This is a genomic window from Pseudomonas sp. GD03875 (genome assembly GCF_029840585.1).
GTDB lineage: Bacteria > Pseudomonadota > Gammaproteobacteria > Pseudomonadales > Pseudomonadaceae > Aquipseudomonas > Aquipseudomonas paralcaligenes.
In genome coordinates, this window is record NZ_JAOCCV010000019.1 from 1 (window position 1) to 26,702 (window position 26,702).

Genomic DNA, 26,702 nt, shown 5'->3' on the forward strand with positions numbered 1-26,702 from the left:
CAGTGGACCTGAACGAGAGCGATCGTATCGGCAAGAACTGGTCGACGAGAGTCGGCAAGAACAAGACCGAGACCATCGGCATGGCCTATCTGCAGAACGTCGGGCTGGGGCGCATGGAGAACGTCGGGCTGGGGTACAGCCTGAACGTCGGCATGACGATGAACACCCTGGTTGGTGTGAACCAGAGCAGCCAGATCGGCAGGGACAAGATCACCACGGTGGGTAGCCAGTACACCCTCAACGTTGGGGGCGGCGGTAGCGGGCCTGCTGCAGGCGCGGGCCAACCCATGCACATCGTCGCGCCCAGTGAAGGGCAGGGTGGGGGATCTTCCGGTGGTGGCTCCAGCATCACCATGGACAAGGACACGATCACCCTGAACGTGGGCCAATCGACTCTGGTGATGAAAAGCGACGGCACCATCACGGTCAATGGCCATGACCTGATGGTCAATATGACTGGCGAACAGACGCTCAAGGCCGACGGCAATATCACCCTGAAAGGAGCCAAGATCCTTGAAAACTGAGGTCCGGGGCCCGTCTGAAACCGGTGCTGACAGTACCACTCCGCTCAACGACCTGCTGCAGCGCCCTGCTCAGAATCGCGCCCAGATACCGGAGCGTGCAGAGGGTATCGTCATTGGTCGATTATCGGCGATCGATGCCGATGGCAGGGTCCACATTGCCATTCCACAGTTCGGCCTCGACGATTTGATCGCCCCCAGCCTGGTGGCGCTCGGGGCCGAGCACGTCGGCCACCCCCTGGCCCTGGGTTTCGAGTCGGCCAACCCTCACAGACCTATCATCCTAGGACTGATGCTGGCGACTCCTGCCCCTGCCGCACCCAACGAACTGGAAATCCGCCGTGACGCGGAACGCATCGTCATCGAGGCCGAGAGTGAACTGGAACTGCGCTGCGGCGAGGCGGTGATCCTGCTCACGGCCGATGGTCATATCCAGCTACGCGGTGGTTACATCACCAGCCATGCCAGCGCCTCCCAGCGCATCCGTGGCGGTTCCGTACAAATCAACTGATTCCGAAAACATGGAAGTCTTCGTAGGCAGCAAACACCTGAATGTCTCGGTGTCCACGGCCCATGACGTTACCGGGCGGGAGCACTTGGTCGTGGTTGCCAAGGCCACCTGGAGCATCCCTTCACCCGGTCAGCGGCCGCGCCCCTTGCCCGCGCAACCCCTGAGCCATACCGATCACTTCACCGGCGCCCCCGGTATGTCCGCCCTGCGCTATGGCTGCGACATCTACCGGTTCAAACCGCGCTGCGACCTGCTCTTCGACGCCTGCGCCCAAGCCCCGGAAGGCAAGCCCGTGCGGCATCTGGGGGTGGGTTTCAGGGTCGGCCCCCTGACCAAGGCCCTGAATGTCTGTGGGCGCCGTTACTGGCGCAAGACGCTGGGCGGCTTCGTGCTCAGCACGCCTGAACCGTTTACCCGCATGCCGCTGCATTACGACCTGGCTTTTGGCGGCAGCCATGCCTATCGGTTGCGCAACGGCGAGGAACTGCACGAGACCTTTCTCGAAAACCCGGTCGGCATCGGCTGGGCCGGGCGCCACAGCCTCGATCAGTTGGCCAACGCCCCCGCACCGAGCCTGGAGGCCCTGGACGACCCGATCCGACGGCCGGATGCCACGCACCGGCCCATGGCACTCGGTGCCCTGGGCCGTCAGTGGCCGATGAGGTTGCGCTATGCCGGCACCTGCGATGAACACTGGCAGCAGAACGTCTTTCCCTTCATGCCCGATGACTTCGACGAGCGTTTTCACCAGGTCGCCCCCGAAGACCAGCAGATGGATTTCCCCCAGGGCGGCGAGGACGTGGTCCTTCTGAACCTGGTGCCCGGGCGACCCGATGTGCGCTTTCATCTTCCTGCACTCAAACACATGCCCGTGCGCATCCTGCGCAAGGACTACAGCACCCATACCGCCAATGCGGTGGTCGACACCTTGTTCTTCGAAACCGAGCAGCAGCGCTTCTCGGCGGTGTGGCGCACCAGTACCCCGATCCTCCGGCGCATCCAGGAATTCGGCAGCATCGCCATAGGGCCGGTCGACCCTCAATGGTGGCGCGGCAAGACCCTGGGCATCGAAGGTTGCAGCACCTGCGGTCAGTCGGCCGGGAGCACTGGAGCATGAGCCATGCACCGCTGTACATCACCTCGGCCGGCGCCTGCAGCGCGGTCGGCATGAGTCTGGACGCCACCGAGTGCGCGTTGCGCGCCGGCCTGGATCACTTCCAGGAGAGCCACTTCTATTGCTCGACCGGCGAGCCCATCCGCGTCGCCTGCCTGCACGACGTCGACATCTGGGGCAACTCGCGCCTGGCTCGTTGGGCCGCGCTGGCTATTCAGGAGTGCCTGGCCGGCGCTCCGGGCACCGATCTTGCCAGCACGCCATTGCTGCTGCTGGCCGCCGAGCGCGAGCGACCGCACAGCGACGACCAGCGATACCGCGACATCTACGAGCGGCTGCAACAAGCCATGGGCTGTCGGTTCGACAACCGCTCGCGCATCGTCGCCAACGGTCGTGCCGGCCTTGGGCCGGCGTTGCAGCTGGCTGCGCAGTGGCTGGCTGCGGGCGAGGCCAGGCAGGTGTTGCTGGTCGGTGCCGACAGCTACCTCGACGCAGCGACCATCGGCCATTACCTATCGGCGCAGCGCCTGCTGGTGCCGGGCAACTCCGATGGCTTCCTTCCCGGAGAAGCCGCAGCGGCCGTGTTGCTCAGTGCTCAGCCTGTGGCGAGTTGCGTGGCGATTCAGGGCCTGGGTGTGGCCCGGGAAGAGGGCCGCCCCGATGGCAGCGTGCCCAATCGCGCCATGGGCCTGACCCAGGCCCTGCGGCAGGCCCTGGAAAACGCTCCCGTGGCGCCCGGGACCTGGCAGTTGCGCTTCTCCGACCAGAACGGCGAGGGCTATTTCGCCCGCGAAGCGAGCAACGCCTTCACCCGGCTCGGCCGCCAGGGCCTGCGCTCGCTCAAGACCCTGACCCTGGCCGATTGCGTAGGCGAGGTCGGCGCGGCCACCGGCCCACTGATGCTGGCCTGGGCCAGCCGCCTGCTGCTGCAGGCCGACGCCCCCGGGCAATTCGCCCTCGCACACCTGGCCAACGACGAGGGCACCCGTACCGCCCTGGCCTTGGCTCCCCACCCATTGCCCGGAAGCTGAACATGGAAACCCACGTCTACGCCAACGACAACGAGTTCTGCTCCAAGGCTGCGGATGGTGTCAGCGCGGCCGCCTGGCCCGACCCCTGCTGGAGCCCACCGGAACCCAGCGCGGGTCCTGTCCTCATCCCGTACAGCAACACCGCCTATGCCCGGAACCTGGAAAACGGCTCGACCAGCGTGTTCGTCTGCGGCACTCCGGTGGCCCTCAAGGACGTCTCCTACCTGGCCAACAGCACTGGCAACGAAGCCGCCACCAACCACCTGGGCATGGGTCTCAACAGCGCGGTGATCACCGGCAAGGCCTACTTCACCGACTGGTCGCCGGACGTGAAGATCGAGGGCCTGAACGTATGCCGGCATACCGATCCCATGACGCATAACCACGGGTGACTCATGGCCAGTCCAGTTCCTAAGACGGCGGCCAACACGCCCGGCACGTACTACATCGATACCCCCAATGCCAAGGTGCCATGCAAAACCGAGCGGAGTCTGATCGAGAAAAAGTGCAAGCCCGAGCCCGCACAAAGTGAGGAAGACAAAAAGAACAACAAACCGCGTGCGAAAAGAAAAGGTTTGGGCGGAGCGATTGCAAAAGCAACAGAGAAGTTCGATGAGGCAAGCAAGGGTAGTGCGGGTTACAACCGTGACAATAGCACCAGTGCTACATCGGGTAATGCCTGGATGGACGATCACTGTTCAGGATTGTGGATAACTCCTAACCGCTCTCTCAAGAACTCTCCCGAAATCGAAGGTATAAAGAAGAAACTGGAAGAAGTTGCCGATAAACTCGATGGCGGCATTATGGCCTGGCTCGGCATGCTCAAGGATGCGGTTGGGGAGCTGGCCGATGTGGCGAGAGAGATGGTATCCCCCAAGATAGTCGATGACATCATGGAGGAAATGGCCCTGAAAATGGCCGCCAAGGGCGTTATCGGTGCTGTAGGCGGAGAAACGATTATAGTGCCGATACTGATGGCACTCTGGACGGCGTATGACTTATACAGCACGGCCAAACTGCTTGCCGACCTAGCGGGTGATAAAGGCAAGGCCGCTCTGCAGGCTTTCGAGTCCATTTGGGATATAGACGACAAGGTTGAAGAGATCCTGGCGGATATTAAAGACAACCCCGTCAAGGCAATGACCAATCTGATGACCTTGCTGGCCCAGATGGACCCTTGCATCCGGGCCCGCAAATGCATGCTGGTGCCATATAAGAATACCGATGGTAAACCCACCAAAGCTGTTGCACAGGCTCGACATGGTCAAGGTTGCTGCCCGGGGCAGACTGGTCACCATATCTTGCCCGACTCCATGACGGCTGGTCGCTGCCCGGGTTATGACCATGGTGATGCACCAGTAATTTGTCTTGAGGGTACGAGTAATAGCGCTGGTTGGGGAAGCCATGGGGCTGCGCATCAGAATTTAAAAGAGAAAATTCGCGTTTACAGAGAAACAAGAGAAAAGAATAAAGCATCACCAAATACCATTAGTTATAAAGACGCCAGCAGCCTTGGGATTGAGGCTGTGCGCGAAGCCGGCGCTCGTCAGTGTGACGCAGCCTGCCTGCAGGCACAACTCGATGCTCATTACAAGCATTGCAAGAATGCAAGTGGTGTGTCGCAAGAACTCATTCCGGCTGATGGCACTGGCGAATTTAGAAATTGGCCTGAATCAGGATCTAATGATCAAGAGCGTTAAGGGGGCTTATGTTGATTACTTTGGATGAATATAAGAAATTCTTGAAGAGTACGTTTTTTCGGGATTGTTCAGTGCGGGATAAGAACATCTTTGTTTTTATCACCGAACCCGACCTTACCGATGAGCAGATTGAGGAGGAAGAAGCGAATGGTTACGATCCTTCTCTTAGGCTTAAGCAGGTAGCGACTTTCTTCAAGGATCAGGCCGTAGGAACACAATGGGGTTGGAGTCCGCTTGTCGGTTGGGAGTCTACAATCACTGGGGCAGCCCAAAAACCGCTCAATCAATCGATCAATGGAGAGCAGTTTGCGGTTTTTCCATCAATGGAAAGCCGAGTATTTGTTACGGGTAGTGGTCCAGCGTATCAGGATAAGTCGCTTACAGCCTCGAAGGGCGATTTCCTAAGGGGCGCATTGCTCCGCTTGAAAACGATCAATGGATGGCTTTATGCCTGTGGCGGCGGACGTTCATTCGCAAAACGCCTGGATAAAGGTACGTGGCAGTCTTTCAGCGAAGCGATTCCCACCCTTGAAAATGAAGGCGAAAACGGCATCTATAGCGGTTTTAGGGACTTTGATGGATTTAACGAACAGGATATCTACGCCGCGGGCGGCAACGGCGATGTCTGGCATTTCGACGGCAATCGCTGGACGCCCATCGCCTTTCCCACCAACGAGCCCCTGCAGTCGGTCTGTTGTGGTGGAGACGGCAATGTCTATATCTCCGGTTATGAGGGACTGACCTTCATGGGCCGCGGCGAGCGCTGGAAGCAGATCCACCGCGGTGGTATCTCCCTGGGTTTCCGCGACATGGTCTGGTACGAGGACCGGGTCTGGTGCACCAGCGACTATGGCGTCTGGACCATTCACAACGGCAGGGTCGAGCGGGCCAAGTTGCCGGACGATATTGGCTCATGTGCCGGGCATCTTTATACCGGTGATGGCGTGCTGTTGTTGGCGGGTTTGGGGGGCGCGGCGTTCAAGGAGAACGGCCAGTGGCATTCGATTGTTTCCTTCCCGGTGATGGAACGTCTTCTGGAGCTGGATCAGGCGAGTTCCGCTCCCTGAGCATCGAGTATTTAGAGTGCTTATAGATAAGAAAACTTACGCCAGAAATTGGTATGGCTACAGGGTGACGGACTGTGTCGTCAGAAATAAAGATATTTTCTATTTTATTGCGCGAAATGAAGAGCAGGGCAGCCGTGCAGGTCCCACCCAGCAAGAGACCGTCCTCAAAAGAGTTATTTCATTTATTCTCTCCGAGCCAGAAGAGGGCCGTTGGGGGCGAAAAACCTTAAAGAATTACTCGCGTATTCACGCCGGAGTGACCTTGCTTCCAATGGAGCAATTCATAGGCGTAGATGCCTCTGGCCATGTCTATGCCATAGGCGGTGGCGTCGCTGAAATGCAAGACGATATACCTAAAAGTAAGGAAGGGCCGCTACGCGGTAGCGTACATCGTGTGAGAACCATCCAGAAATACTTGTATGCGGTTGGTGGCTTTCACACGGTTTGTCGCCGTACGGATCGTAATCAGTGGGAATCTCTTGGTTTCAATCTGCCGATCCCTATCAATCCGACTGACGACGAATATACGGATGCAGTGATAGAAATGGGGCTCGACGACATCGACGGCTTTGCCCATGACGATCTCTACACAATAGGCTGGAAGGGGCGTGTCTGGCATTGCGATGGGAAACAATGGCGCCCGATTGCCTTCCCTTCCAATATGTACCTGAAGTCTATCTGCTGCGCGGGTGATGGTTTCGTCTATATCGGTGCTCAGTCCGGAACCGTGTTCAAAGGTCGCGGTGATCAGTGGACCATGCTGGAGCGCGGATATATGTCGCTGCCGTTCAATGACATGGTGTCGCATGCCGGCAAGGTTTGGTGCACCAGTGACTATGGCTTGTGGTGCATCGAAGATGGGAAAGTCGTCAGACCGGAACTCCCCTCGGGAATAGCGGTATGCGCCGGCCATCTTTCCGTGGGGGACGGTGTGATGCTGATGGCAGGTGTCAATGGCGCCGCCTACCATGACGGGCAGAATTGGACGCTTATCTTAAATACCTACGAGATGGATACCTTGGTAGAGGCGGGATAACTCTGGATATAAATGCGCCAGCAGTTGGAGTGCGCTCAAAGTAGCTACGACTAGCTTCCGCAGGCACAGTGCAATGATCACTACAAGAATGCAACCGGTGTACCACAAGAGCCTATTCCGACTGACGGCCCTGGCAAGTTTAGGCTGTGGCGCTGAGCAAGTACTGACGATAAGAAATCACCAACGCCTAGGGTTGGTTAAATGCTGATCACATTGGATGAATATGGAAAAATACTGAAAAGTAGCTTCTTTAGAGATTGTTCAATAAGAAGCAAGGGTGTATTTATCTTTATATTGGAGCCAGTGCTGACGGATGAGCAGGTTGAGGAGGAGGCCGCTGAAGGTTACGATCCTTCGCTTCGGCCCAAGGCTGTAATCACTTATATTCGTAGCGAGCCTGCCGGTAAGCAATGGTTTCATACTAGACTTTATGGCTGGGAAAGTATTATCACTGGGGGCGCCCAAAAACCGCTTAATCAATCGATTAATGCGGAGCGCACGGCCGTTTTCCCCTCCATGGAAGAGCGCGTATTTGTTACCGGAAGTGGTCCGGCCTATCAGGACGAATCGTTGGGAGGGCCTTCGACGGATTTTCTGAGAGGCGGGCTACGCCGCTTGAAAACGCTTGAGGGGTGGCTTTATGCCTGTGGTGGGCGTCGCTCCTTTGGCAAGCGATTGGATAAAGGTACTTGGCAATCTTTTAATGCTGGGCTTCCCACTCTTGAAAATGAAGGAGAGAACGGCATTTTCAGTGGTTTCGATGACTTCGACGGCTTTAACGAACAGGATATCTATGCTGCGGGTGGTAGTGGCGATGTCTGGCATTTCGATGGCAATCGCTGGACGCCCATCGCCTTTCCCACCAACGAGCCCCTGCAGTCGGTCTGTTGCGGTGGAGACGGCAATGTCTATATCTCCGGCTACGAGGGCCTGACCTTCATGGGCCGCGGCGAGCGCTGGAAACAGATTCACCGCGGTGGCATCTCCCTGGGTTTCCGCGACATGGTCTGGTACGAGGATCGGGTCTGGTGCACCAGCGACTATGGCGTCTGGACCATCCACAACGGCAAGGTCGAGCGCGCCCGGTTGCCGGACGATATTGGCTCATGTGCCGGGCATCTTTATACCGGTGACGGCGTGCTGTTGTTGGCGGGTTTGGGTGGTGCGGCGTTCAAGGAGAATGGCCAGTGGCACTCGATCGTTTCCTTTCCGGTGATGGAACGTCTTCTGGAACTGGATCAGGCGAATCCTGCCCCCTGAGTGCCATCGGAACTGACCGGATGACCTATTTCTCATGATTCATGAACCTCTTGTCGCCAGCGCCATTGTGCCGCTGGTCCAGCGCCATGTCGGCGATGCGGCTTTTTATTGGGCTCAGCGTGACGGCTCTATCGAGTCGCCCCATCTGGATCTGGCTCGGTTGCGACATGTCGATCGCCTGCTGCAAGCGCATCTGGACGGTGTGGTGGTGGCTGGGGAGGAGGGCTGGCAACAGGCGTTGCAGGCCCTCAAGCGCTGGCAGGGGCCTGGCGAGGCGTTCGTTTGCGCAGTGCTGGGGTTGACCCATGGCGATGGCGAACGATTGCAGGTGTTGTGGCCGTTGATAGCGAAGCAGCCCGAGCGCCTGGCGCGTGGCCTGGTGTCGGCCTTGGCCTGGATGACTACATCCCTCGGTCAGGCCTACACACCCTGGATCGAGCATTGGCTGGCCCATGCCGAATCCCCGCTGCTCAAGGCCATTGCCCTGCGTGCCGCCACCAGTGTAGGCATGTTGCAGACTGAGGTGGCCCTCGCGGCCTGCACGGCTGTGGAGCTGGAGATGCGCGTTGCCGGCTGCAAGGCACTAACCCTGGCGGTGCAATCCCAGGTTTCTCTGGCGCGGCAGACCCTGCTGGCTGCGCTGCACGACCCGGCGCTGCGCGTACGAGGGGCCGCGGCCAGCAGTCTGTTGCTGGCCGCGGGTGAGTCAGACACCGCCTTGGACAGCCTTCGGATAACGGTCATCGAGTGTGCTCAGGCCTTGCACGAGGCCCACGGCCGGGAAAAGAGTGCCGTGGATCGACGCCTGCGGAATTGGCTGCGTACCCTGGCTGTGCATTTGCCCTTGGGGCACGGTGCCATCCCCGACCTGCTGGATCGGCTATCCGACCGCCATGCTTTGGAGTTCATCGTCTGGCATGGCGACTTCAGTCACGCCCACCTGTTGCTGGAGATGGCCAGCCAGGCGGATCTGGCCCAGGGAGCGCTTTGGGCCCTGCATACCCTGACCGGTCAAGGCAAGCTCCTTGAGCAGTCTCATGCCCATGGCATGGACGAGGCTGCAGCGTCGGCAAAGCCTGGCCACTTCGCCGGCATGCCGTATCCAGACCTTGTTCTGTGGCGGCGCTGGTGGAGCGAACAAGGCCCGCAACTTCCCAGAGGCAAGCGCCTGCTATACGGAAAAGCCTTGGGAGACGATGCGGTACTCGATCATCAACACTGCCTGAATCTGCTGCTTGAGGGTGATCAACGCACCCGCCATCTGGCCGCGGTGCTGAGCGCTCGATATGGTCGAGCGCAGCCCATCAATATTCGTGAACGTGCCCATCGGCAGATCACCTGCCTCGGAGTCGCGCTGTATGACTGAGCCCTTGCTTGATCCCTGGAACGATGCAGCGAGGATCGCCGCCTATCTAGAAGACACCAGCACACGCCTGGTGATAGGCCTGGGTGCCGAGTGGTGCAGCCGCTGCGAGTCGGTTCAGCCCCAGTTTGCGACCTTGGCTCGCGCCCCGGCTCGCGCGGAGCACTGGTTGTGGCTGAATCTGGAGGAGCATGGAGAGCTGTTGGGCGACTTCATGCCGCAGACTCTGCCGTTGCTCTGGGTCTATGAGGGACCACAATTGATCCACTACGGTAGCCCCGAAGCACTGACAGGCAGCCTGGACAGTACCGCGTTCCTGAACGCCATGGCACCGTTGACCCCGACTCCTGAAGCGAACATCAGGGATTGTCTGGTCAAGCCTGTCTGGGCGATATGAAACAGCAGGGCGAGTGGCTGTAGATGTGCTTGTCGCAGTGGCATGTGCTACAGGCGCTGCCAGGGCCACCATTTGCGGCATCCCTATACCTCATCTGACAAAACGATAAAGACATGCCCAAACAAGCTGATACCCATTTGCGCAACCGGATCATGGGTCTTCTCGGTTTGGCAGGACACGAGATCAACGATGGGAATGACTCCGCCGCCGAGCAAGCATTGCTTCAAGCCTGGGGGGCACTGCCTGTGCCGCAGCACGAGAGGGATTTCGGGCAATTGGTTATTCAGCAGATCATCGGTTTCTATTTGAAGACTGAGAGACCGCATGATGCTCAGCCATGGCTGGAGCCTCTGGCACTTTCATTCGGCTCGGCAAACGATGGCACAGTTGCCATGATCGCAGGTGTAGTGCAATACGAGGCGGGAAATCTTGATGTGGCTTATGAGCGCTTTGGGTTTCTGTTTGAGAATTTTGGCAAGCGTCCATTTCAAGGCAGAGACAGGAAATACATGGATTTCTATCTGGCTGAAAGCAAGTCCCGATTGGCATGAAACACATAGCGGATCATGTAAGAAGGGTTTTTTCTATTTATTTTAATGGTGGAGTTGCAAGGGGCTGGGGAATGAAGCCTTTCTTGAGAGTCAAGATGAGCTGTTGCTGCTAGGGTACGATAGAGTTGGCTCCACAGGCGAGCACTCACTTCTTGAGAAATACCATCCTGTGAGTTTGGAAAGGGTGTTAATTTTAAGTTGTATTTCCATAAGGGTGATTTATGGAGCAGCGGTGTTGATTTTTTTGGATTTAGGCTGGGGCCTGTTCTGAAACTGGTTAAGGAGCATATTAATAAAGTAGACGTCTTTTTTGATGTCGACGATTTTGATAATGGTGCTCTTGTGGTGAATGATTTTTGTGTGTGTCGCTTTTCTTTTATGAATGAAAGATCTCCGAGAATTCTGACGCTTGAGACAGACATGGGTGTGTGCGCCAGCATGCAGGGCTCAAGAGTGGCAACTGATTTTGCTTGCAAGCAGTTTGCACATGTAAAAGATGTGCAAGTTTTTAAAAATAACAGAAATGTTAGAAGAATTTTTGAAATAGTGAGAAAGACTTGTCATAGACAGGTGCAAGGTTGTTAGCTTGGCGCAAGTCTCGAATGCCTCATTTGGAAAATGTCGAGGAAGAGTTCCTGCACTATCCTCTATAGTTCGCTGTGCGATATTTTGTTGTTCAAATCAAAAGGAATGGGAAAAACCACACAGGTGATGAAGCGCCTCTTTTTTTATGATTTATGCGATAGAAAACGTTGGCCGTGAGTATGTTGATAAGCTTGTGAGCAACTTCAAGGCCTTGGTTCATCCTTGACACAAGTGCTATGACCTCCCGAAGCCCAGGGCGGCTCTAGCCAGGCTGCCACGCAATATCTGCCCTCGGTTCCTCAGCCAGAGCGATTGCCAGTCTCACCCTCCGATCGCTTCAACCCCATGATCAAGCCGACCGGCAACCACAGGATGACCCAGTAGGGACTGGGGCGATGGAACACGGCGTAGACATCCGAGATCATGGCCACCATTGCGAAAGCCAGCAGGGATAGTGCAATTCTTGCACTCGCGTCCTGGCGCATTCGCCAGGCTTTCATCAGCAAGGTGGCGAGCAACAGCAGAAACAAGGCGATGCCAGCGATGCCGTATTCGTACCAGAGCTGGAGATAGAGGCTATGCGCGTGCAGCACCTTGTCTCCCCAGGGGTAGCGATAGACCAGGTCTTGCCCGGGGCCTTCGCCGAGCAGCCAGAACTCGGGTAGCCGCTCCAGCCAGTTGAGCCAGATCAGGTCGCGGCGGCTGGTGCCGATGCGCCATTCGTTCTGTATCTGCGGCCAGAAATAGATGGCCATGACCACCAGGGCAAGTGCGCCGATGAACAGCAACTGCCGGGCGCGAGCCTTTGGCGACAGCAGGAGCAGCGTCAGGCCACCTGCCGCGAGCGAGAACCAGGCGCCACGGGAGAAGGTCAGCAGCAGGTACATCAGCAGGCCGGCAAGGCCTGCCAGGGCGAGCGTCAGGGGGATCCCCCGAAGTTCTTTTTCCACCACCAGGTGCAGCAGGAAGAGCGAAAAGAAACCGTAGTAGAGGCCCGCGATGATCGGGTGGTCCAGGTCGGCGAGGCCATTCCAGCCCAGTTCGAACAGGCGCCCGCCGCTCCTGATGGCGTCATAGCTCAAGGGCTTGTCGAGGATGACGAACTGGTGGATGAGCGTAAGCCAGGCGAAGCCGGCGGCTACCGTCGCCGTGATCAGCAGTACCTTGTCGATTCGTTTGAGTTGGGTAAGGCGCGCTACGGCGAAGGTATAGAGCAGGAGGAACAGTGCGATCTTCAGCCAGTAGCCGGGCGAGTGTGCGGCATCCGTGCGCAGGACTCCGCTGACAGCTACGAAACCGAGCAGCGCCAGTAGCGCGAGCGAGCAAGGTTGACGCCACAAGGGCAGGGCCAACCGCTCGGCGAGCAGCACGAGCAGGGCTGGCGCGAAGAGCAGCCAATGCGTCTGCGTGGCATAGCGGCTGCCATCGTTGTTCAGGAGCAGGCCGCTGATCTGCGCGACCAGTCCCACCATGAGCAGCACGAAACCTGCCTGGGAGAGTCTTGGATGATCGAGTGTCATGGGCAGACCGTGGTCAGATTCGGATGACGAATGGGGATCGTCGCACCATGCGACTGGTGGGGCCGAGCCCCGCGCTGTTCGCTACGCACCGCCGCGTGATCCGGCCAAGCGGGTGAGGGAGAGCTTGAGCTTTTCGCGCACCAGCAGGAACAGATAGGTACCGTTGGTTCTCACGTAGCGCCACAGCAGGCGGCGCGGCTCAAGAAGCAGCCTGAACAGCCATTCCATCCCTATCACTTGAACCCACCGTGGTGCGCGCGGCAGCTTGCCGGAGAGCACATCGAAGGAGCCGCCGACGCCCATGCCGATCTTCACGCCTAGGGTCGGCCAGTGCTTCTGCAGCAGTACCTCCTTCTTGGGTGAGCTCATGCCGACGAACAGGATATCCGCGCTGCTGGCACGAATCGCTTCGGCCACGCCGGCCTCTTCCTCTGCCGTGAAATAGCCGTCGCGCGTGCCCACGATGCGCAGCGCCGGGTAGCTGTCGAGCAGGCGGCGTGCCGTCAGCTCCACCACGTCGTGGCGTGCACCGAGCAGGTAGACCGAGGCGCCTGTATCCGCCGCCAGGGCGCACAAGTCGCCCAGCAGGTCGATGCCCGCGCGGCGCGGCGGAGCTGGAATGTCCAGAAGCCGGAGCCCCAGCGAGATGCCGGCGCCATCGACATGGACCCGTTCCGCCTCTTCCAGCGCGGTCATCAGCAGGCTATCCCGGCGCGCATCGACCAGCTTGGCGACGTTCAGGCCTTCCAGTCGCAGCCGGTATTCGCCGGCCAGCGCGCGTTTCACGTCGTCGAGCAGGTCCTGCACGGGCATCAGGTCGAGGGGACATCCGAAAAAGGTGATACGGGTGTGGCCCGGCTCCGTATTCATAGTGGCTCCCTGGATGCTGGGTGAGGTGCTCTGGAAAGGCTGCGTAGCGCTCCGCCACATAGCAGCCAGAAGGCTCCGCTGCCGGAGACCGTCAATATGTGTTCGGAGCTGATGAAGGTAGTGGCCAGGCCGAACGAAAGCCAGAAAGCCGCCAGGGCGATGGGGTCGCCATGCATGCGGTAGCCGCGCCACAGCGCCAGGGCGAGGTTGGCGTAGAACCACAGGAACAGCAGGGCGGCCGGCAGGCCCAGCTGGAAGGTGATGCTGAAGATTGCCCCTTCGCCGCCGCCGATGGCGGGGCGGCTTTCCTGGGCGGCCACCGCGCCCTGTGCGCCCAGGCCGGCGCCTACGACCAGCACGTTCGATAGATCCGCAAGGTTTTTTTGCAGGGCTTCCCAGTGGCCGATCGTCGAACCATCGAGGAAGTTGACGCTGGTATGCACGATGCCGTACGACGCGACGCCTATCGCCACCAGGGCGGAGGCCGCCATGACCAGACGCGAGAGCCCGCTGCGGAACAGCGACGTGCCGGTGGCCAGGTAGCCGATCAGGGCCAGGCTCGCCGCCAGCATCGCGCCCCGGGTGCCCGACATCCAGATGCCCAGGAACATCAGCGCCGCCAGACCGAGACCAAGCCAGCGGGCGCGGCGATCCAGCCAGGCGAGGGTGGCAAGGGACGCCACGGCCAGGAACATGCCCTGTGCCAGCGGCGAGGCCAGAAGGCCCGCGGCGCGGCGCCCCAATTCCGTGCCGCCATAGAAGTTCCAGGGCAGTCCGTTCGCCGGATTGCCGCCCAGCAGCATGCCTTTGACGTTCAGCATGTAGCTCGGGTAGTCGATCGTCTCGATCCAGAAGGAGGTGTTTCTCTGCTCCCAGGCACCGAATGCGATGCTGGCGATGGCCAGGGTCGCCAGCAGCGCAGCGCATCCGCGTAGCTGGTCCGGTCGCCGGATGCAGTAGTAGCCCACCAGAAAGAGCAGCATCGGGATCAGCAACGTGCCAAGCGAGCCGATGCGAATGCCAAGAGAAGCGTCGCCGTGGCTGAACAGCAAGTAGAGCAGGGCGATGCCGCCATAGGCGACCATGGGCACGAGAAGCGTCTTCGGCAGGCGCACCGTGAGCAGGCAGAGCCCCGCGACAAGGATTACCAGCAGGTCGCGCACCGGGCGCAGCATGCCCGCCTCGGGCCAGTCGCCACCACCGTACAGCCAGGCGGCGACGAGATCGCCCAGGTGAATCCACAGCACGATGACCGCGAGCACCAGGAATCTCATCGAGACGATTCCCTGAGGCGGTCACGATGCTGTCGCCAGCGCTGCAGTTCGCCCACCAGGCCAGGGCCCAGCAACACAAGGGCCACGCGCTTGGCCTTGGTCTTGAGCCGGTCCTTCCAGCCCCATCCGACCCGTTCTATCCAGCGGTCGATGGCTCTCACGTCCTCGGTGGCGGCCGGCGCCACGGGTGAACGGGCCAGGTGCTCCGGGCGCCTCGCTTCGAGCCATAGCGTGCCCGCCAGGGAGGCCAGCGGATGCGAGCCGCAGTGGATCACCTCCAGGCCGGCCGCCTCGGCCAGGCGGCGCAGGTTGTCCGCCGAGAAGTAACTCAGGTGGGCCGGATGAACGAACAGGCGCGTCCGCCAGTCGTCCATGAGGTCAGGTACTTCGATCCACAGCTGGCCGCCCGCCCGCAAGGCGATGGCCGCCTGTTCCAGAAAGCCGAGTGGGTCTATCAGATGCTCCAGCACATGGAAGGCGACTATCGCGTCCTGGCTGCCGGGGGGCAGGTCCGGCAGGGCGTCGATGAAGGCCACGTCGGCCTGGTTCAGCAAGGCTTCCCGGTGGGACAGATCCGGCTCGCTAGCACTCAGGCGCAGGTCCTGGCGCAGCCTTGCGGCCTGGCCGAGAAACGCGCCGAAGCCCGACCCCATTTCGAACAGACGGCCGTCGCGGGGCAGCTTCGGTTCGATCAGGGACAGGCGCTGGCGTGCGACTTCGGCGTCGCCACGCCAGGCGAAGAAGCGGGGGACGCTGCGCCAGGGAACTTCGGCCGGGAACAGGCGACGATAGGGGCCGGCGTAGAACCTCGAAAGCCCGGCCTGGGTGAAACCGGGGGCCAGGTAGACCGCGGCGCAATATCCGCAGCGGCGCAGCTGCTGGCCCGACTCCGCGTAGACCTCCGGCCAGAAGTGTCGCTGTGCCTCGGTGGCGCCGCAGGGGCGGCACTGACCCAGATCGGGCGCCAGCCCCCAGTCGTCGATCCGCTCAGGCATAGATGCTCCGGTACCAGAGGGCCACCGACAACGCCAGCCACAGGGTGCTGTGCTGGTTGCCTGTTGCGAGGCCTGTCCGCAGCCCGTCCACGTCGATGTAGTCCGTCAGCCCGGACGGCAGATCGTCCAGGAGTTCGCGCCACGGCAAGCGCGCCACGAGGAACTGTTCCGCGTGGCCGAAGCCGGTGTTCTTGGGCGTCTCGATCAGGGATTGCGGCAATACGCCCGCGAACGCATCCCTGAGCAGCGCCTTGGAGCGTCCTTCTCCGACCCGCTTCAGGGCGGGCGTGGCGAAAGCACGTTCCACCAGCCGGTGGTCCATGAACGGGCTGCGCAGCTCGATGCCGGCGCTCATGCTGTTGCGGTCGGCCATGCGCAGGGCCATGGGCAGCAGGTTGTCCAGCTCATCCTGGCGCAACCGGTCTTCGAGGTTGCCCTGCATGCTGTCCTGCAGTGCTTCCAGCCGATGCCGTTGCGCCGCCCAGAGATCGTCGTTGATCAGTCCGACGCTGGGCCGGTGGCGCCGTAGCAAGGCCCCCACCAGTGGTAACGGCAGGTCCCAGACCAGGCGATTGAGCAGCAGGCCGGGCGAGAAGGTGCGGTATTTCAGCAAGCGCGCCACCTGCCGCCAGTCGCCGGCCATGAAGGCGTCCCGGGTGGCCAGGGTGTGATAGCGGGCGATGTATCCCCCGAAGAGCTCGTCCGCACCCTCGCCGGAAAGCACCACCTTGTAGCCCTGGCTGCTGATGGCGCGGTAGGTGCGGAAGCTGGCGAGCGCGGAGGGGGTGCTGAAGGGTTCGCCCTGGACGCTCACCAGGCTCATCAGCTCGTCGGCCGAAGGGATCGGGTGGAAGCGCAGGACGTGGTGCAGGTCGGCGTGACCGCCGCCGTGCATCAGCATGGTGGCGCGGGACGACTCGTCGAACTCGGCCTGTTCGCCGTCGCTGTAGCCATAGGTGAACGCCCCCGATAGCCGTTGCCGCGGGGCCTGCGAGGCATTCAGGGCGACGCGGGTGATGATGGAGCTGTCGAGGCCGCCCGAAAGCAGGCTGGCCACGGGCACATCCGCCTGCAGGCGCAGGCTCACGGCGCTCTCGACCAGGGCGCGGACCTCTTCCGGCGAGAGCGGCGGCGCACTGCCGGGTTCCGGCCAGTGATGGTAGGGCGCCGCGCTGAACCGTCCACTCCTGCTCATGCGGCAGACCTGGCCCGGGGGAACGGCCCGAACGCCTTCGAAGAAGGTGGCGGTGCCCTGTTCGGAGAAGCTGGTGATGAGGAAATCGAAGATCTTTTCCGCATTGGGCGCCGGATAGCCGCCGCGCATCAGGGCGATGGCGCCAATCTCGCTGGCCAGGGTGGCCTGCTTGCCGTCATGGTGCAGGTAGAGCGGCTTCACGCCGAGGCGGTCGCGGCAGTACACCAGGTCTCCGCTGGGGGCGTCCCACAGCACCACCGCCCACATGCCGTTGCAGCGCGAAAAGACGCCTTCACCCCAGATGCGCCAGCCCTGCAGCAGCACTTCCGTGTCGCCGTCGGTCACGAAGACGCAGCCGAGTGCGCGAAGCTCCTCGCGCAGCTCGACGAAGTTGTAGATCGCGCCGTTGAACACCAGGACGCTGCCGCTGACCGGGCAGCGCATCGGCTGTTCGGCCGCGCTGCTGGTGTCGAGAATGGCCAGCCGGCGATGGCCGAGCAGCGTCGCCGGCGCCTGGTCGACCATCAGCAGGCCTTCGGCGTCCGGACCGCGCCGGGCCAGGCTGGCCAGCGCCTGGCGGGTTCGTTGCTCGAGGCCGTCGCAGGCGCCGAGTGCGCGTACAGCGATCAGTCCGCACATGGCAGCAGCTCGAAGGTGTTCATCGAAGGGGGGCCTCAACATAACAGGAAGATCGCCGCCACAGGGCCGCGAGGGTCGGCAGCAACAGCACGAGCCCTATCACCATGCTCCAGTGCCATATGCCGAGGGCGCAGGCCAGCACGGACAGCGACAGTGCGGCCATGCCCCAGGGGCTCGGGCGCAGTTTCAGCAGCACGAGCAGGCCCGCCAGGACGGCCAGCAGGCCGAGCACACGGGCCCACAACAGGTAGTCCGCATCGCCGATCCAGGCCGCGCCTGCCTGCAGCAATGCACTGAGCGCCAACCCCACGCCCAGCAGCCTGGAGAGCGGCCGCTCCTGGCGGGCGCCGATGAGCAATATGCTGAGAAAACCGCTGGAGGCCGACACGCCCCAGGCAAGCAATACGATCGCGCTCAGCGCCAGCCACTGACGCTGATCGTTGGACAGCTCCAGACCGTGCAGCAGCAGGCCGCCCAGGATCACGGCGGTGCTGCCCCAGCACACCAGGGACGCGGCGGAGAGAATATGACGTCTGCCCTGACGTTCCTGCGCCTCGGGCAGCAGCAGCCGGGAAAATTGCGCGAGCACGCCGGAGAGACCGCTCAGCACATGGTTCAGGATCAGGAAGAAGGGCAGGAAGGTCGGTGCCAGCGGGGCGAGCAGAAAGGGTGTCAGCCGATCATGGAGCGTTCCCCATACGCTGAGCAGCGACAGGTGGAAGGCCGAGCCCAGTTGCCCCTTGCCGGCTAGCGGTAGCCAGAGCCGGAGCCGACGGCTGCAGATCACGCTTACCAGGGCCTGCACCAGATAGCCCAGGCTCACCGAGATGCCGGCCGCCGCCGAGGTGGACAAGGGCGGGGCGTATTGCAGCAGGCACCAGATGACGAGGGCGGAAGGCCACGCGATCTGCGCCACCAGCAATCCGCCCAGGCGTCTGCCTTCGACGATCATCGGCGAGGAGTAGTTGAACAGTGCGAACAGGCATGCCGCCGCGGCGCCTGCCAGGTATTGCCGGCTCGCCCCATCGTCGCTCCACTGCATCCAGCCGATCATCACCGCTGCCAGCAGGAGCAGGGTGGCGACCAGCCGGTGCCCGAGCGCGTATCGCCAGGTGCGCTCCCACTCCGAAGAGCCGCCGCGCTCGCGCAGGAACAGCGATGCATATCCCAGGTCCGCCAGGAAGATCGAGGTGATCAGCAGCAGATGGGCCAGGCCGACCGCTCCATAGGTCGACGGGCCCAACTGGTCTAGCAGCCGCAACTGGAAAAGGAAATTGGCGATCTGACCCAGGCCATAGGTCGAGGCGGCGAGCAGCAGTGAGTGCCTGATGGCGATTGGTCCGGAGCTCGGCTCCGGCTCGGGGCCGCGCTGGGGCGATGGTCCCGGTGGGCTCGGGTTCACTGGGTGCTGTCCGGGAACACCACCCGGCGCAGGGCCTCGTCGAATCGCAGCCGCGGCTGCCAGCCAAGCACTTCGAGGGTGCGTGCCGGATTGCCGAGCTGGCTGGGGCGATCGACCCGACGCTGGCGCGCCGGATCGACTTCCACTTCGACCCGCTGGCCGAGTATCCGGCCGAGCTGCAGGACCAGTTGCTCCACCGAATGCTCGACGCCGGAGCACAGGTTCAGCGTATCGAACGGTACGTCGTGCCTGGAGTCGTTGACCATGGCGATCAGGCCGCGGGCGATGTCGTCGGCGTGCAGGTAGTCGCGCCGTGGGGTCAGGTTGCCCAGCCGTACCCGGCCATCGGCCGAGCCGCGCAGCTGGGCCAGCACTTCCGGAATCAGGTGCCCGTTCGGATCGTCATGTCCGATGGCATTGAATATCCGCGCGACCCTGCCAATGCGTTCGCCACGGCCGCTCCAGAACTTCAGCTGTTGCTCGTTGCAGTACTTGGACAGCGCGTAGTTGTCGCAGGGCGCGACCGGGCTGTCGAGTTCCGAGAGTGGGCTGTCCTGCCAGGCGTAGACCGCGCCGCTGGAAGCGATCACCACGCGCCTTATGTCGGCCTGTTCCGCGGCCGCCAGCAGGCGTTCGGTGCCGACCACGTTCACGTCCAGGCAATCGGCGCGGCGGGTCTCGCAGGTGGGAATGTGGTGCACGGCGGCCAGGTGCAGGATCGCGGTCGGGCGGAAGTCGTTCAGCAGGGCGGCCAGGGTATCGTCGTCCCGCAGGTCACCACGCACCGCCAGCGTTGCTTCCTCGGGCATCGGCAGGCCGCTCGAGAGATCGTCGAGCACGGCGACTTCGCCTCCCGCGGCGCGCCATTGCCGGGTGGCTCTGCGCCCCAGCATCCCGGCGCCGCCGGTCACGAGAAGGCGCATCAGGTCGGCTCCTCCAGAATCAGCCGTCGACGCAACGGGGCCGGAAGCCAGCCCACGGGGCGGTATTCCGGCCGCAGGGCCAGGCGGGTGGCCAGGATCAGGGACAGGCCGGCGAAGGTCGCGCAGAACACGAACAGGCCGACCCAGAAGGGGCTGCGCACTTTTACCGGCGTGCTGGAAAGGGCCGAGCGGGTCTTGATGCCGATAGCCTGCTGCCGGGCTTCCGCCAGGGCCAGCTTGAGGTTCATGTCCTCGGTGGCTTCCTGCTCCATGGCGGAGGGTTGCGGGTGGGCTGCGAGGAGCTTGGCGCGGTTGTCCTGCAGCTTCCCGATGATGTCGTCGCCCGAGGCTGCGCCGCGGATCGTCTGGTCCAGGCCCGCCAGCAGCTGTGCCGTCCAGTTGAGTTTCTCCAACTCGCGCCGGGTCTTGCGCGACTTGGCCCGCAGCTCGGAGATGGTCGCTTCCAGGGCCACGATCTGGGGCAGCGGGGCGAGGTACTTGCCACCGCCGTCGCTGACCGAGACGACGGTGTTGTTCTCCATTCGGCGCAGCTCGGGATAGCGCTCCAGCAGGCGCTGCATGTCTTCTATGCGCTGCTGGGCCTGCTCTATCTCGAAGTCGGTCTGCAGCAGATCAAGACTGAGCTTGGGACGGTGGGCCAATGCCGCCTGACCATCGCGGACCAGGCTGATCAGGCTGTTGGCGAGCAGCGCTTCGCGGATGTGCTGGGCCAGCCTGTCGAGCGTCAGGTTCGACTGCTGCGCATCGCGTACTCTCAGGGTGAGTTCCAGGCCTATGCCGCGGGTGTTCTGGAATTCGGCGGGCGGTATCTCGCGAATGTCGTCCCGACTCAGGGCCGAGCGGTAGCGGACGGTACTGCTCCAGAAGGACGCGTTCAACGCGTTTTGCCGCAGGATTCTGGTATCGATGTCGACCGCATCGCCGCCATCCCCGAAGGATCGATCCACCCAGCGTTCGTCCCAGAGAAAGGACTGGGCCTGCCGCCACTCCTCGAGGGTGACTCCCGGTACTTCGACCAGGGCTGTGGCGGTATACAGGGGGCGTCCGGCGATCCAGACCGCGGCAGCCAGGGCGGCCAGCAGGGCTGGCAGGAGCAGCAGCCTGCCGAAGCGTCGATAGAAGCGCAGTACACGAAGGGCAAGCTCGCCCAGTGAGAGTTCGTCTTCCTGAGGTGCGTGGGGGGCTCGTACTGCCGTGGTGTGCATGGGGTCAACCTGAAGGAAGTGCTGAGGCCTCCTGCCGGCCGTCCGCGATCCGGTCGTACATTCATGCCCTGAGGTGCCGGGAATTTGCCATAGGCGCAAGGGCGTTGCAATTGGCCGACAGGCCGCTCCGGTGCGCCGGGGCCTGTTCTTTCCGTTGCCCGGGCCATCCTGCGGGCGCGGCGCTGGCCGCGAAGATAATGCTTGCGCGGGAGGTCGACGTACCGGCAGATTTCGATTCTTTACGCGCGAGCCATCGTGATGCCTGCGACCCTACCTTTTTCCCTGATCGCCGACTTGCAGACGCTCGACCGGCGCATGACGGAGCTTCCCTGCCCGGGCTGCGGCGGGCGGGAGCCTCATCTGATCTGGCGGCGCGATCGCTATTTCCTGGCGGTGGACCTGTCGGCGTGCCGGAAATGTGGTCTGGTCTACCTGGCCCGCGGTCTCAGCGGCGAAGCCCAGTCGGTGTTCTACGAGCGTGTCTATCCTCGCCTGATGGTCCAGCCACCCCCGCCCAGCGCGATATGGGACTACCGCCTGATGGCGGGGTATCGATACAGCGAGATTTCATCCGTCATCGGTGCGTTCGACGCCGTGCTGGATATCGGGGCTGGGCTGGGGTTCTTTCTCGACGCCTGCCGCGCCCATGGCTGCGAACGGTTGATGGGCCTGGAGCCCGGCCGGCCTCAGCGGGAGCATGCCGCCCATGTTCTCGGCTTCGGCGAGCAGGTCCGGGCGGAAGGGTTGAGCGACAGCACCGAACTGCCGTTCGCGCCGAAGCTGATCACCCTGTTCCATGTGCTGGAGCATCTGGAGGACCCCGGTCGGGCATTGCGCCGGCTCGCCGAGCTGATCGACCCGCAGGGCTGGCTGGTCATCGAGGTTCCGGATATCCAGGCCGATTGGCGCGGGCTGGGGCTGCAGCAGGTGCATGTCTCTCATCGCAGCTACTTCTGCGAGGAGACCCTGGATGCCCTGTTGCGGCGCAATGGCTTCAGCGTGCAGCGAAGCTGTCGGGAGCCATACGGCATCTACGAAGGCAATCTGCGGGTTTATGCTCGCCTGGAGGCGCAGCCGCCTGCAGAGCCTATGCAGGCGCCGACATCGCAGCAGCTGCACGAGCTGGCCCGGCACATCAAGGCGCAGATCCGGCCCTTCAGCCTGCGCAATGGCTATCCGCGTTCGGCGGCTCGTCTGGCCAGGCTGGCTCTGCGTAAATCCTGAGGGGAGCCGTTACCTGGCGGGGCGTATCAGGACCCTGACGAGGCGTATGAGGGGGTACAGAAAGGACAGGCTTCGAGGGAGGGTCACCCACTGGCTGTCCTTGCCGGTAGGGCTCAGCCAGCCGCCCAGTGCATGCAGGCGCGCGTGCCAGCTGTCTTGCAGGGCTATATCCATGGCCGCTCGCCTGAGCGGGCCGACTCGCTTGGCCACTTCATCATCGGAGAGCGAGCCCCGGATCGCTTCGAGCGCCAGCGACGCCATAGCCCGGCTGGCCCGACAGGGGCGGCGAACCCGTTGCAGCGGCTCCGCCGCGGTCGTGCCGAACAGCTCGTCGAGCAGGGTGAGGCAGACATCGAGCATTGCGCAGGTGCCGGTGCGCTGAAATTCCCGCGCGGTCCGCTCCGCATCCAGTTCGGGGTTTTGCAGCAGCGCGTGGATATCGATCAGCCAGATCAGCCGGCGAAAACAATGCTGGTTCGCATGGGCGACCAGGTAGGGCAGGGCCTGTATCGGCGCGAGGCTTGCGACAGAGGTACCCTGGATATCGACCGCCTGGCTCAGATCGGTAGCGTCGGGAAGCAGGTGCTGATGGCGCAACAAGCGCTGATGCAGTTCGACGCGAGGCTGATTCTGGCGCTGCAGCACCAGCTCATGGGTGCCCCTGGGAAGCGGCAGGTGCTGCCCCGGAGCGGGCAAGTAGCCCTGCTGTTCCAGCACGTCGAGCGCGATCGGCCAATGCTGCTCCGGGATCAATATGTCCACATCCACGCCCCCCCTCGCACTCAGCGAGCCGTGGGCCTGGATGGCCAGTGCGGGGCCTTTCAGCGCCACCGGCCGCAAGCCCCGGTCGGCGAGCGCCGTCACCACGAGCTTGAGCACCGCGCCCAGCTGCAAGGCCCGGAACGCGATGCGTCGCTTCTCCTGCATCAGCGAGGCCGTCCATGCCTCCCCGAGCGCTTCGACCCGGGCGCTATCGAGCAGGCCGGCGATGCCATGGTGTCTCACGAAGGACTGCAGCTCCGCCGCCGGAACCTGCTCGAAAGTGTGATCGAAACCCATGAGCCACAAGGTGCAGCGCAACGATGCATCGCATGCTCGGAGAGCGTCGTCTCGACGCGCGCTGCCGCTGGTGGGATGGGTTCGGAAAGAGGGCATGATCGGCAGGGGTCACCTGAGGCAGGTTGGCAATGCACTTCGGCGTCTGTAGCGTAATGCCACCGAGCCAAGGATGTTACCACTTGAAGCCGTCGCGATCGTTCGCCGAATACCTTGCGGAATTGCGCCTGCGTTATGGCGATGAAGCGGCTGACGTGCGCCATGAGCTTTTCTATCTGGCGGAAGGCAGGGCGCCCCTCGTGGCGGGCATGAGAGCCTTCGGTGCTCTGCTGAGAGACGCCTGGTTGCTGATGCGGCATTCCGGCCAGGAGCTGCGGCCTGGCGAAGCCCGCCAGGCCATCCTGGTGACGACCCTGCAGGGCGCGAGCGGATGGATCACGCAGGAGCACAGCCTGCCATCGCTCGCCGCCGCGGCGTATGAGCCCGTCATCCTTGCCCACCCGCGGCTACCCGCTGCGAGCTTTCCTGCCCATCTGCGGGTCGTCCGTCCCGCGCGTCCTGAGGGCGCGACTCTGCTGGCCGCCCTGCGTGTCTTCGGTGGAGCGCTGCTCAGGCGATGGCCCCTGCTGCTGGCCTGCTGTCTGGCGCGGCGGTACCTCTGGCGGGCCAGCCTGGGCCGAACCCTGGATGGCAGCGCGGGAGTTCTGCTGCTGCACAACGATTTCGACCTGATGAGCCGGGCCGCTCTTGGTCATGGTCTGCCCGCCATCTGCCTGCAGCACGGAGTGCCTACCGACGAGTTCTTTCCCGTCCGGGCCGACTGGTACCTGATATGGGGCGGCCGCAGCCGCGATGCCTTCCGCTCCATGGGGGCTGCGGCCGACAGGCTCGTCGAGGATGCGTTGGGGCGGTATACGGCCGCGAGCCCGGTGCTTGAGCCTCCCCATGGTTTGTCGCTGTTGTCGCAGACCCACGCCCAGATACTGGGGCGGCACATAGGCCCCGCCTTGCGGGATTTCGCCGATGCACTGGCAGGGTTGGATCCGCAGGCGCGGATTCTGCTGCATCCGCTGGAGCGCGAGCCGTATGTCGGCGACACCGCGCGTGCTATAAGACGCCCCCCTCATTCGGAATTGCGAGCCGGAGCATGCCCGCCGCGCGTGGTGATGGGATATTGCTCGACCGCCATGCTGGAGGCCGCCGCCGCGGGACACTGGGTGGTCGGCCTGATGCTGCCGCTCGAAGGCAACGAGGCCGCCCGTGCCATGCTGTCTCCGCCGCTGCGCGCCGAAACGGCGGAGCAGGCCGTTGCGCTCTATCACCGACTGCAACGCGATGCAGTCTTTCGCGAGGAGTCCGCGCAGGCCCAGGCTCGGTGGTTGCGCGCCAGCTTTTCCGCAGAAACGGGCGGACTCGTCCGACTGCTGCACAAGGTCGGACGGTCATCGCCGGAGTCTACGCAATGACGCTACGGGTACTTCATGTCAGCAAGGAGTTCGAGCCCCTTTCGAGTGGTGTGGCACGCCATATCCAGGGGCTGGCGAACGCCATGCGGGACGATCGGGACATCGAGCTGGCCCTGCTCGCCCCGAAGGTAGACGTGGCGGATGTTTCTTGCGACGTTCGGCAGGGTGGCTATGGCTGCCTGTGGAGCACCATCGGGGAGAGCGACGTGGTCCACGTGCATGGCGCGCGCACGCCTTTCTCCGCGGTAGCAGCCCTGCTGGCGTGGCTACGGGGTGTTCCGGTGGTCTACACGCCGCACTGCTATTACGACGCTGGTGGCCCCGTGCTGCGTGCACTCAAGAGGGGCTGGGACCTGACGGTCGAACGTTTCCTGGTGCGCCGTTCGGGCGTGGTGGTGCTGCTGCACGAGGGCTGGCTGGTCGATCTGGCCAGGCGTGGCCTCCGTCCGGCCAAGGTGCTGATCGTGCCCAACTGCATCGACGACCGACGTGGGGCAGGGCAGACGGCAGGCGAGCGCCTCGAGGGGAAACCGGCACTGCTGTCGATTGGTCGGCTCGATCCGGTCAAACGGCTCGATGACGTGATTGCCGCTCTGTCTGTTCCGTCTTTGCAGCACGCTGTGTTGCACGTCGTAGGGCGCGGTGAGGACCGTACCCGGCTGGAGGTCCTGGCCGAGCGATCCGCTGTCGCGGCACGCGTGCATTTTCATGGCTGGCAGGATGACGCCGCCTCGGCACGGATGATGGCGGGTTGCGATGCGATGGTGCTGGCCTCGGAGCGCGAAGGCATGCCGACGGTGGTATTGGAGGCACTGCTGGCGGGAGTGCCGATTGCCTGTTCGGATATCGAAGGCTGCCGCTCCATCACCGGCGCCGTGGGGTGGGATGCGGTATTCCCCATCGGCGATATTCCCGCACTGGGCGCCTGTCTGGACCGGGCCGCGCGCGGCAGCGTGCCGGGCCATGTCGTGGAAGCGGTCAGGGCCGGCTTCACCTGGCAGCGGAAAGCACCGGAGCTGGCCGCCGCGTATCTGAAGCTGGTCCGTAAGCGCCCCGCGCGAGGCTTCATGAAACGACTCGCCACCTATCTGAGCGACTACGACAATCCCCGCTCGTTCGGAGCGCGCATGCGCGCCCGGCGCATCGGGCCGCTCCTGGCGATGATCGACGAGGCCTATGCGCGTCATGGTTGCGTCAACCTGGTGGACGTGGGCGGGACGCAGCGCTACTGGAACATCGTCCCCCAGGACTATCTGGACTCGCGCCGTGTCTCGATCACTCTGATCAACATCAGCCAGGACAAGCAGGTCGCGATCCATCCTCGTTTCAGGCTCGTCGAAGGCGACGGCTGCGACCTGAGCGCCTTTCCCGACAAGGCCTTCCATGTGGCGCACTCCAATTCCGTCATAGAGCATGTCGGTGGGCCGGATCGAATAGCGAAGTTCGCCCGGGAACTGGAGCGTGTGGCCGATGACTACTTCCTGCAGACGCCGGATTTCTGGTGTCCCCTGGAGCCCCATTGCATGACACCCTTCTTTCACTGGCTGCCGCGCCGGGCCAGGGTCTGGCTGGTTCGCCGGATGGATCTCGGCCACTGGCAGCGGGCATCCAGCAGAGATGAAGCCGAAGCGCTGGTGGACAGTGCGAGACTTCTATCGCGGCGCGAGCTGCGGGCCTTGCTGCCGAAGGCCCGGATCGTCAGAGAGCGTGTTCTCGGGCTGCCCAAATCCTTGATCGCCGTGGGCTCATGAGCTTCGGCAGGCCTGTATCGTCTGG

Annotated in this window: 24 protein-coding genes and 1 pseudogene; 16 read left to right on the forward strand and 9 right to left on the reverse strand. The window is 62.6% G+C overall.

Annotated elements, in window-relative coordinates:
- The 13 genes and pseudogenes from N5D30_RS16660 to N5D30_RS16720 all read left to right on the forward strand — a co-directional run.
- A pseudogene (locus tag N5D30_RS16660) lies at positions 1 to 524 on the forward strand (hypothetical protein); the annotation flags it as partial.
- Positions 514 to 1,032, forward strand: coding sequence for a DUF6484 domain-containing protein (locus N5D30_RS16665; protein ID WP_279909835.1), 519 nt, complete (start codon positions 514 to 516; stop codon positions 1,030 to 1,032). The pseudogene N5D30_RS16660 and the gene N5D30_RS16665, both read left to right, overlap by 11 nt.
- A 10-nt stretch (positions 1,033 to 1,042) precedes the next feature.
- Entirely contained in the window at positions 1,043 to 2,149 is a 1,107-nt protein-coding gene (locus tag N5D30_RS16670) for a DUF2169 domain-containing protein (RefSeq protein WP_279909836.1), read from the forward strand.
- A complete protein-coding gene (locus N5D30_RS16675) occupies positions 2,146 to 3,177 on the forward strand; it encodes a hypothetical protein (protein WP_279909837.1) in 1,032 nt (343 codons plus the stop codon). Before N5D30_RS16670 ends, N5D30_RS16675 begins: the two co-directional genes overlap by 4 nt.
- A gap of 2 nt (positions 3,178 to 3,179) precedes the next feature.
- Positions 3,180 to 3,569, forward strand: coding sequence for a DUF4150 domain-containing protein (locus N5D30_RS16680; protein WP_279909838.1), 390 nt, complete (start codon positions 3,180 to 3,182; stop codon positions 3,567 to 3,569).
- A 3-nt stretch (positions 3,570 to 3,572) separates the two neighbouring features.
- Positions 3,573 to 4,877, forward strand: a complete 1,305-nt coding sequence (locus tag N5D30_RS16685) for an HNH/endonuclease VII fold toxin-2 domain-containing protein (RefSeq protein ID WP_279909839.1) — start codon at positions 3,573 to 3,575, stop codon at positions 4,875 to 4,877.
- 8 nt (positions 4,878 to 4,885) lie between these two features.
- The gene (locus N5D30_RS16690; protein WP_279909840.1) at positions 4,886 to 5,944 is read left to right on the forward strand and encodes a hypothetical protein; all 1,059 of its coding nucleotides are present in this window, start codon (positions 4,886 to 4,888) and stop codon (positions 5,942 to 5,944) included.
- A 16-nt stretch (positions 5,945 to 5,960) separates the two neighbouring features.
- Positions 5,961 to 6,980, forward strand: a complete 1,020-nt coding sequence (locus N5D30_RS16695) for a hypothetical protein (protein ID WP_279909841.1) — start codon at positions 5,961 to 5,963, stop codon at positions 6,978 to 6,980.
- 201 nt (positions 6,981 to 7,181) lie between these two features.
- On the forward strand, positions 7,182 to 8,240 hold the full coding sequence (locus tag N5D30_RS16700) for a hypothetical protein (RefSeq protein ID WP_279909842.1): 1,059 nt from the start codon (positions 7,182 to 7,184) through the stop codon (positions 8,238 to 8,240).
- Between the two features lie 34 nt (positions 8,241 to 8,274).
- A complete protein-coding gene (locus tag N5D30_RS16705) occupies positions 8,275 to 9,606 on the forward strand; it encodes a hypothetical protein (protein WP_279909843.1) in 1,332 nt (443 codons plus the stop codon).
- On the forward strand, positions 9,599 to 10,000 hold the full coding sequence (locus tag N5D30_RS16710; RefSeq protein ID WP_279909844.1) for a hypothetical protein: 402 nt from the start codon (positions 9,599 to 9,601) through the stop codon (positions 9,998 to 10,000). The genes N5D30_RS16705 and N5D30_RS16710 overlap by 8 nt, the downstream gene beginning before the upstream one ends.
- A gap of 113 nt (positions 10,001 to 10,113) precedes the next feature.
- Positions 10,114 to 10,551, forward strand: a complete 438-nt coding sequence (locus N5D30_RS16715) for a hypothetical protein (protein ID WP_279909845.1) — start codon at positions 10,114 to 10,116, stop codon at positions 10,549 to 10,551.
- Between the two features lie 198 nt (positions 10,552 to 10,749).
- Complete coding sequence (locus N5D30_RS16720) at positions 10,750 to 11,136, forward strand: hypothetical protein (protein ID WP_279909847.1); 387 nt, start codon at positions 10,750 to 10,752, stop codon at positions 11,134 to 11,136.
- A gap of 299 nt (positions 11,137 to 11,435) precedes the next feature.
- Here N5D30_RS16720 and N5D30_RS16725 read toward each other — a convergent pair whose 3' ends face one another.
- The 8 genes from N5D30_RS16725 to N5D30_RS16760 all read right to left on the reverse strand — a co-directional run bounded on the left by N5D30_RS16725 (position 11,436) and on the right by N5D30_RS16760 (position 21,180).
- Entirely contained in the window at positions 11,436 to 12,656 is a 1,221-nt protein-coding gene (locus N5D30_RS16725; protein WP_279909848.1) for an O-antigen ligase family protein, read from the reverse strand.
- Between the two features lie 81 nt (positions 12,657 to 12,737).
- Positions 12,738 to 13,526, reverse strand: a complete 789-nt coding sequence (locus tag N5D30_RS16730; RefSeq protein WP_279909849.1) for a WecB/TagA/CpsF family glycosyltransferase — start codon at positions 13,524 to 13,526, stop codon at positions 12,738 to 12,740.
- Positions 13,523 to 14,800, reverse strand: a complete 1,278-nt coding sequence (locus N5D30_RS16735; RefSeq protein WP_279909850.1) for a hypothetical protein — start codon at positions 14,798 to 14,800, stop codon at positions 13,523 to 13,525. Before N5D30_RS16735 ends, N5D30_RS16730 begins: the two co-directional genes overlap by 4 nt.
- On the reverse strand, positions 14,797 to 15,795 hold the full coding sequence (locus tag N5D30_RS16740; protein WP_279909852.1) for a class I SAM-dependent methyltransferase: 999 nt from the start codon (positions 15,793 to 15,795) through the stop codon (positions 14,797 to 14,799). Before N5D30_RS16740 ends, N5D30_RS16735 begins: the two co-directional genes overlap by 4 nt.
- The gene (gene asnB / locus N5D30_RS16745; protein ID WP_279909853.1) at positions 15,788 to 17,629 is read right to left on the reverse strand and encodes an asparagine synthase (glutamine-hydrolyzing); all 1,842 of its coding nucleotides are present in this window, start codon (positions 17,627 to 17,629) and stop codon (positions 15,788 to 15,790) included. The genes N5D30_RS16740 and asnB overlap by 8 nt, the downstream gene beginning before the upstream one ends.
- Positions 17,630 to 17,648: 19 nt before the next feature.
- Entirely contained in the window at positions 17,649 to 19,031 is a 1,383-nt protein-coding gene (locus N5D30_RS16750; RefSeq protein ID WP_279909854.1) for a hypothetical protein, read from the reverse strand.
- Entirely contained in the window at positions 19,028 to 19,954 is a 927-nt protein-coding gene (locus tag N5D30_RS16755; protein ID WP_279909855.1) for an NAD(P)-dependent oxidoreductase, read from the reverse strand. The genes N5D30_RS16750 and N5D30_RS16755 overlap by 4 nt, the downstream gene beginning before the upstream one ends.
- Positions 19,954 to 21,180, reverse strand: a complete 1,227-nt coding sequence (locus N5D30_RS16760; RefSeq protein WP_279909856.1) for a hypothetical protein — start codon at positions 21,178 to 21,180, stop codon at positions 19,954 to 19,956. The genes N5D30_RS16755 and N5D30_RS16760 overlap by 1 nt, the downstream gene beginning before the upstream one ends.
- 258 nt (positions 21,181 to 21,438) lie before the next feature.
- On the opposite strand from N5D30_RS16760, the gene N5D30_RS16765 reads away from it, so the two are divergent.
- A complete protein-coding gene (locus tag N5D30_RS16765) occupies positions 21,439 to 22,404 on the forward strand; it encodes a class I SAM-dependent methyltransferase (protein WP_279909857.1) in 966 nt (321 codons plus the stop codon).
- Between the two features lie 9 nt (positions 22,405 to 22,413).
- Here N5D30_RS16765 and N5D30_RS16770 read toward each other — a convergent pair whose 3' ends face one another.
- Complete coding sequence (locus tag N5D30_RS16770) at positions 22,414 to 23,463, reverse strand: nucleotidyltransferase family protein (protein WP_279909858.1); 1,050 nt, start codon at positions 23,461 to 23,463, stop codon at positions 22,414 to 22,416.
- 179 nt (positions 23,464 to 23,642) lie between these two features.
- Between N5D30_RS16770 and N5D30_RS16775 the strand changes: the two genes are divergently transcribed.
- On the forward strand, positions 23,643 to 24,926 hold the full coding sequence (locus N5D30_RS16775) for a hypothetical protein (protein ID WP_279909859.1): 1,284 nt from the start codon (positions 23,643 to 23,645) through the stop codon (positions 24,924 to 24,926).
- On the forward strand, positions 24,923 to 26,677 hold the full coding sequence (locus tag N5D30_RS16780; RefSeq protein ID WP_279909860.1) for a glycosyltransferase: 1,755 nt from the start codon (positions 24,923 to 24,925) through the stop codon (positions 26,675 to 26,677). Before N5D30_RS16775 ends, N5D30_RS16780 begins: the two co-directional genes overlap by 4 nt.
- The last annotated feature ends 25 nt before the right edge of the window (positions 26,678 to 26,702 follow it).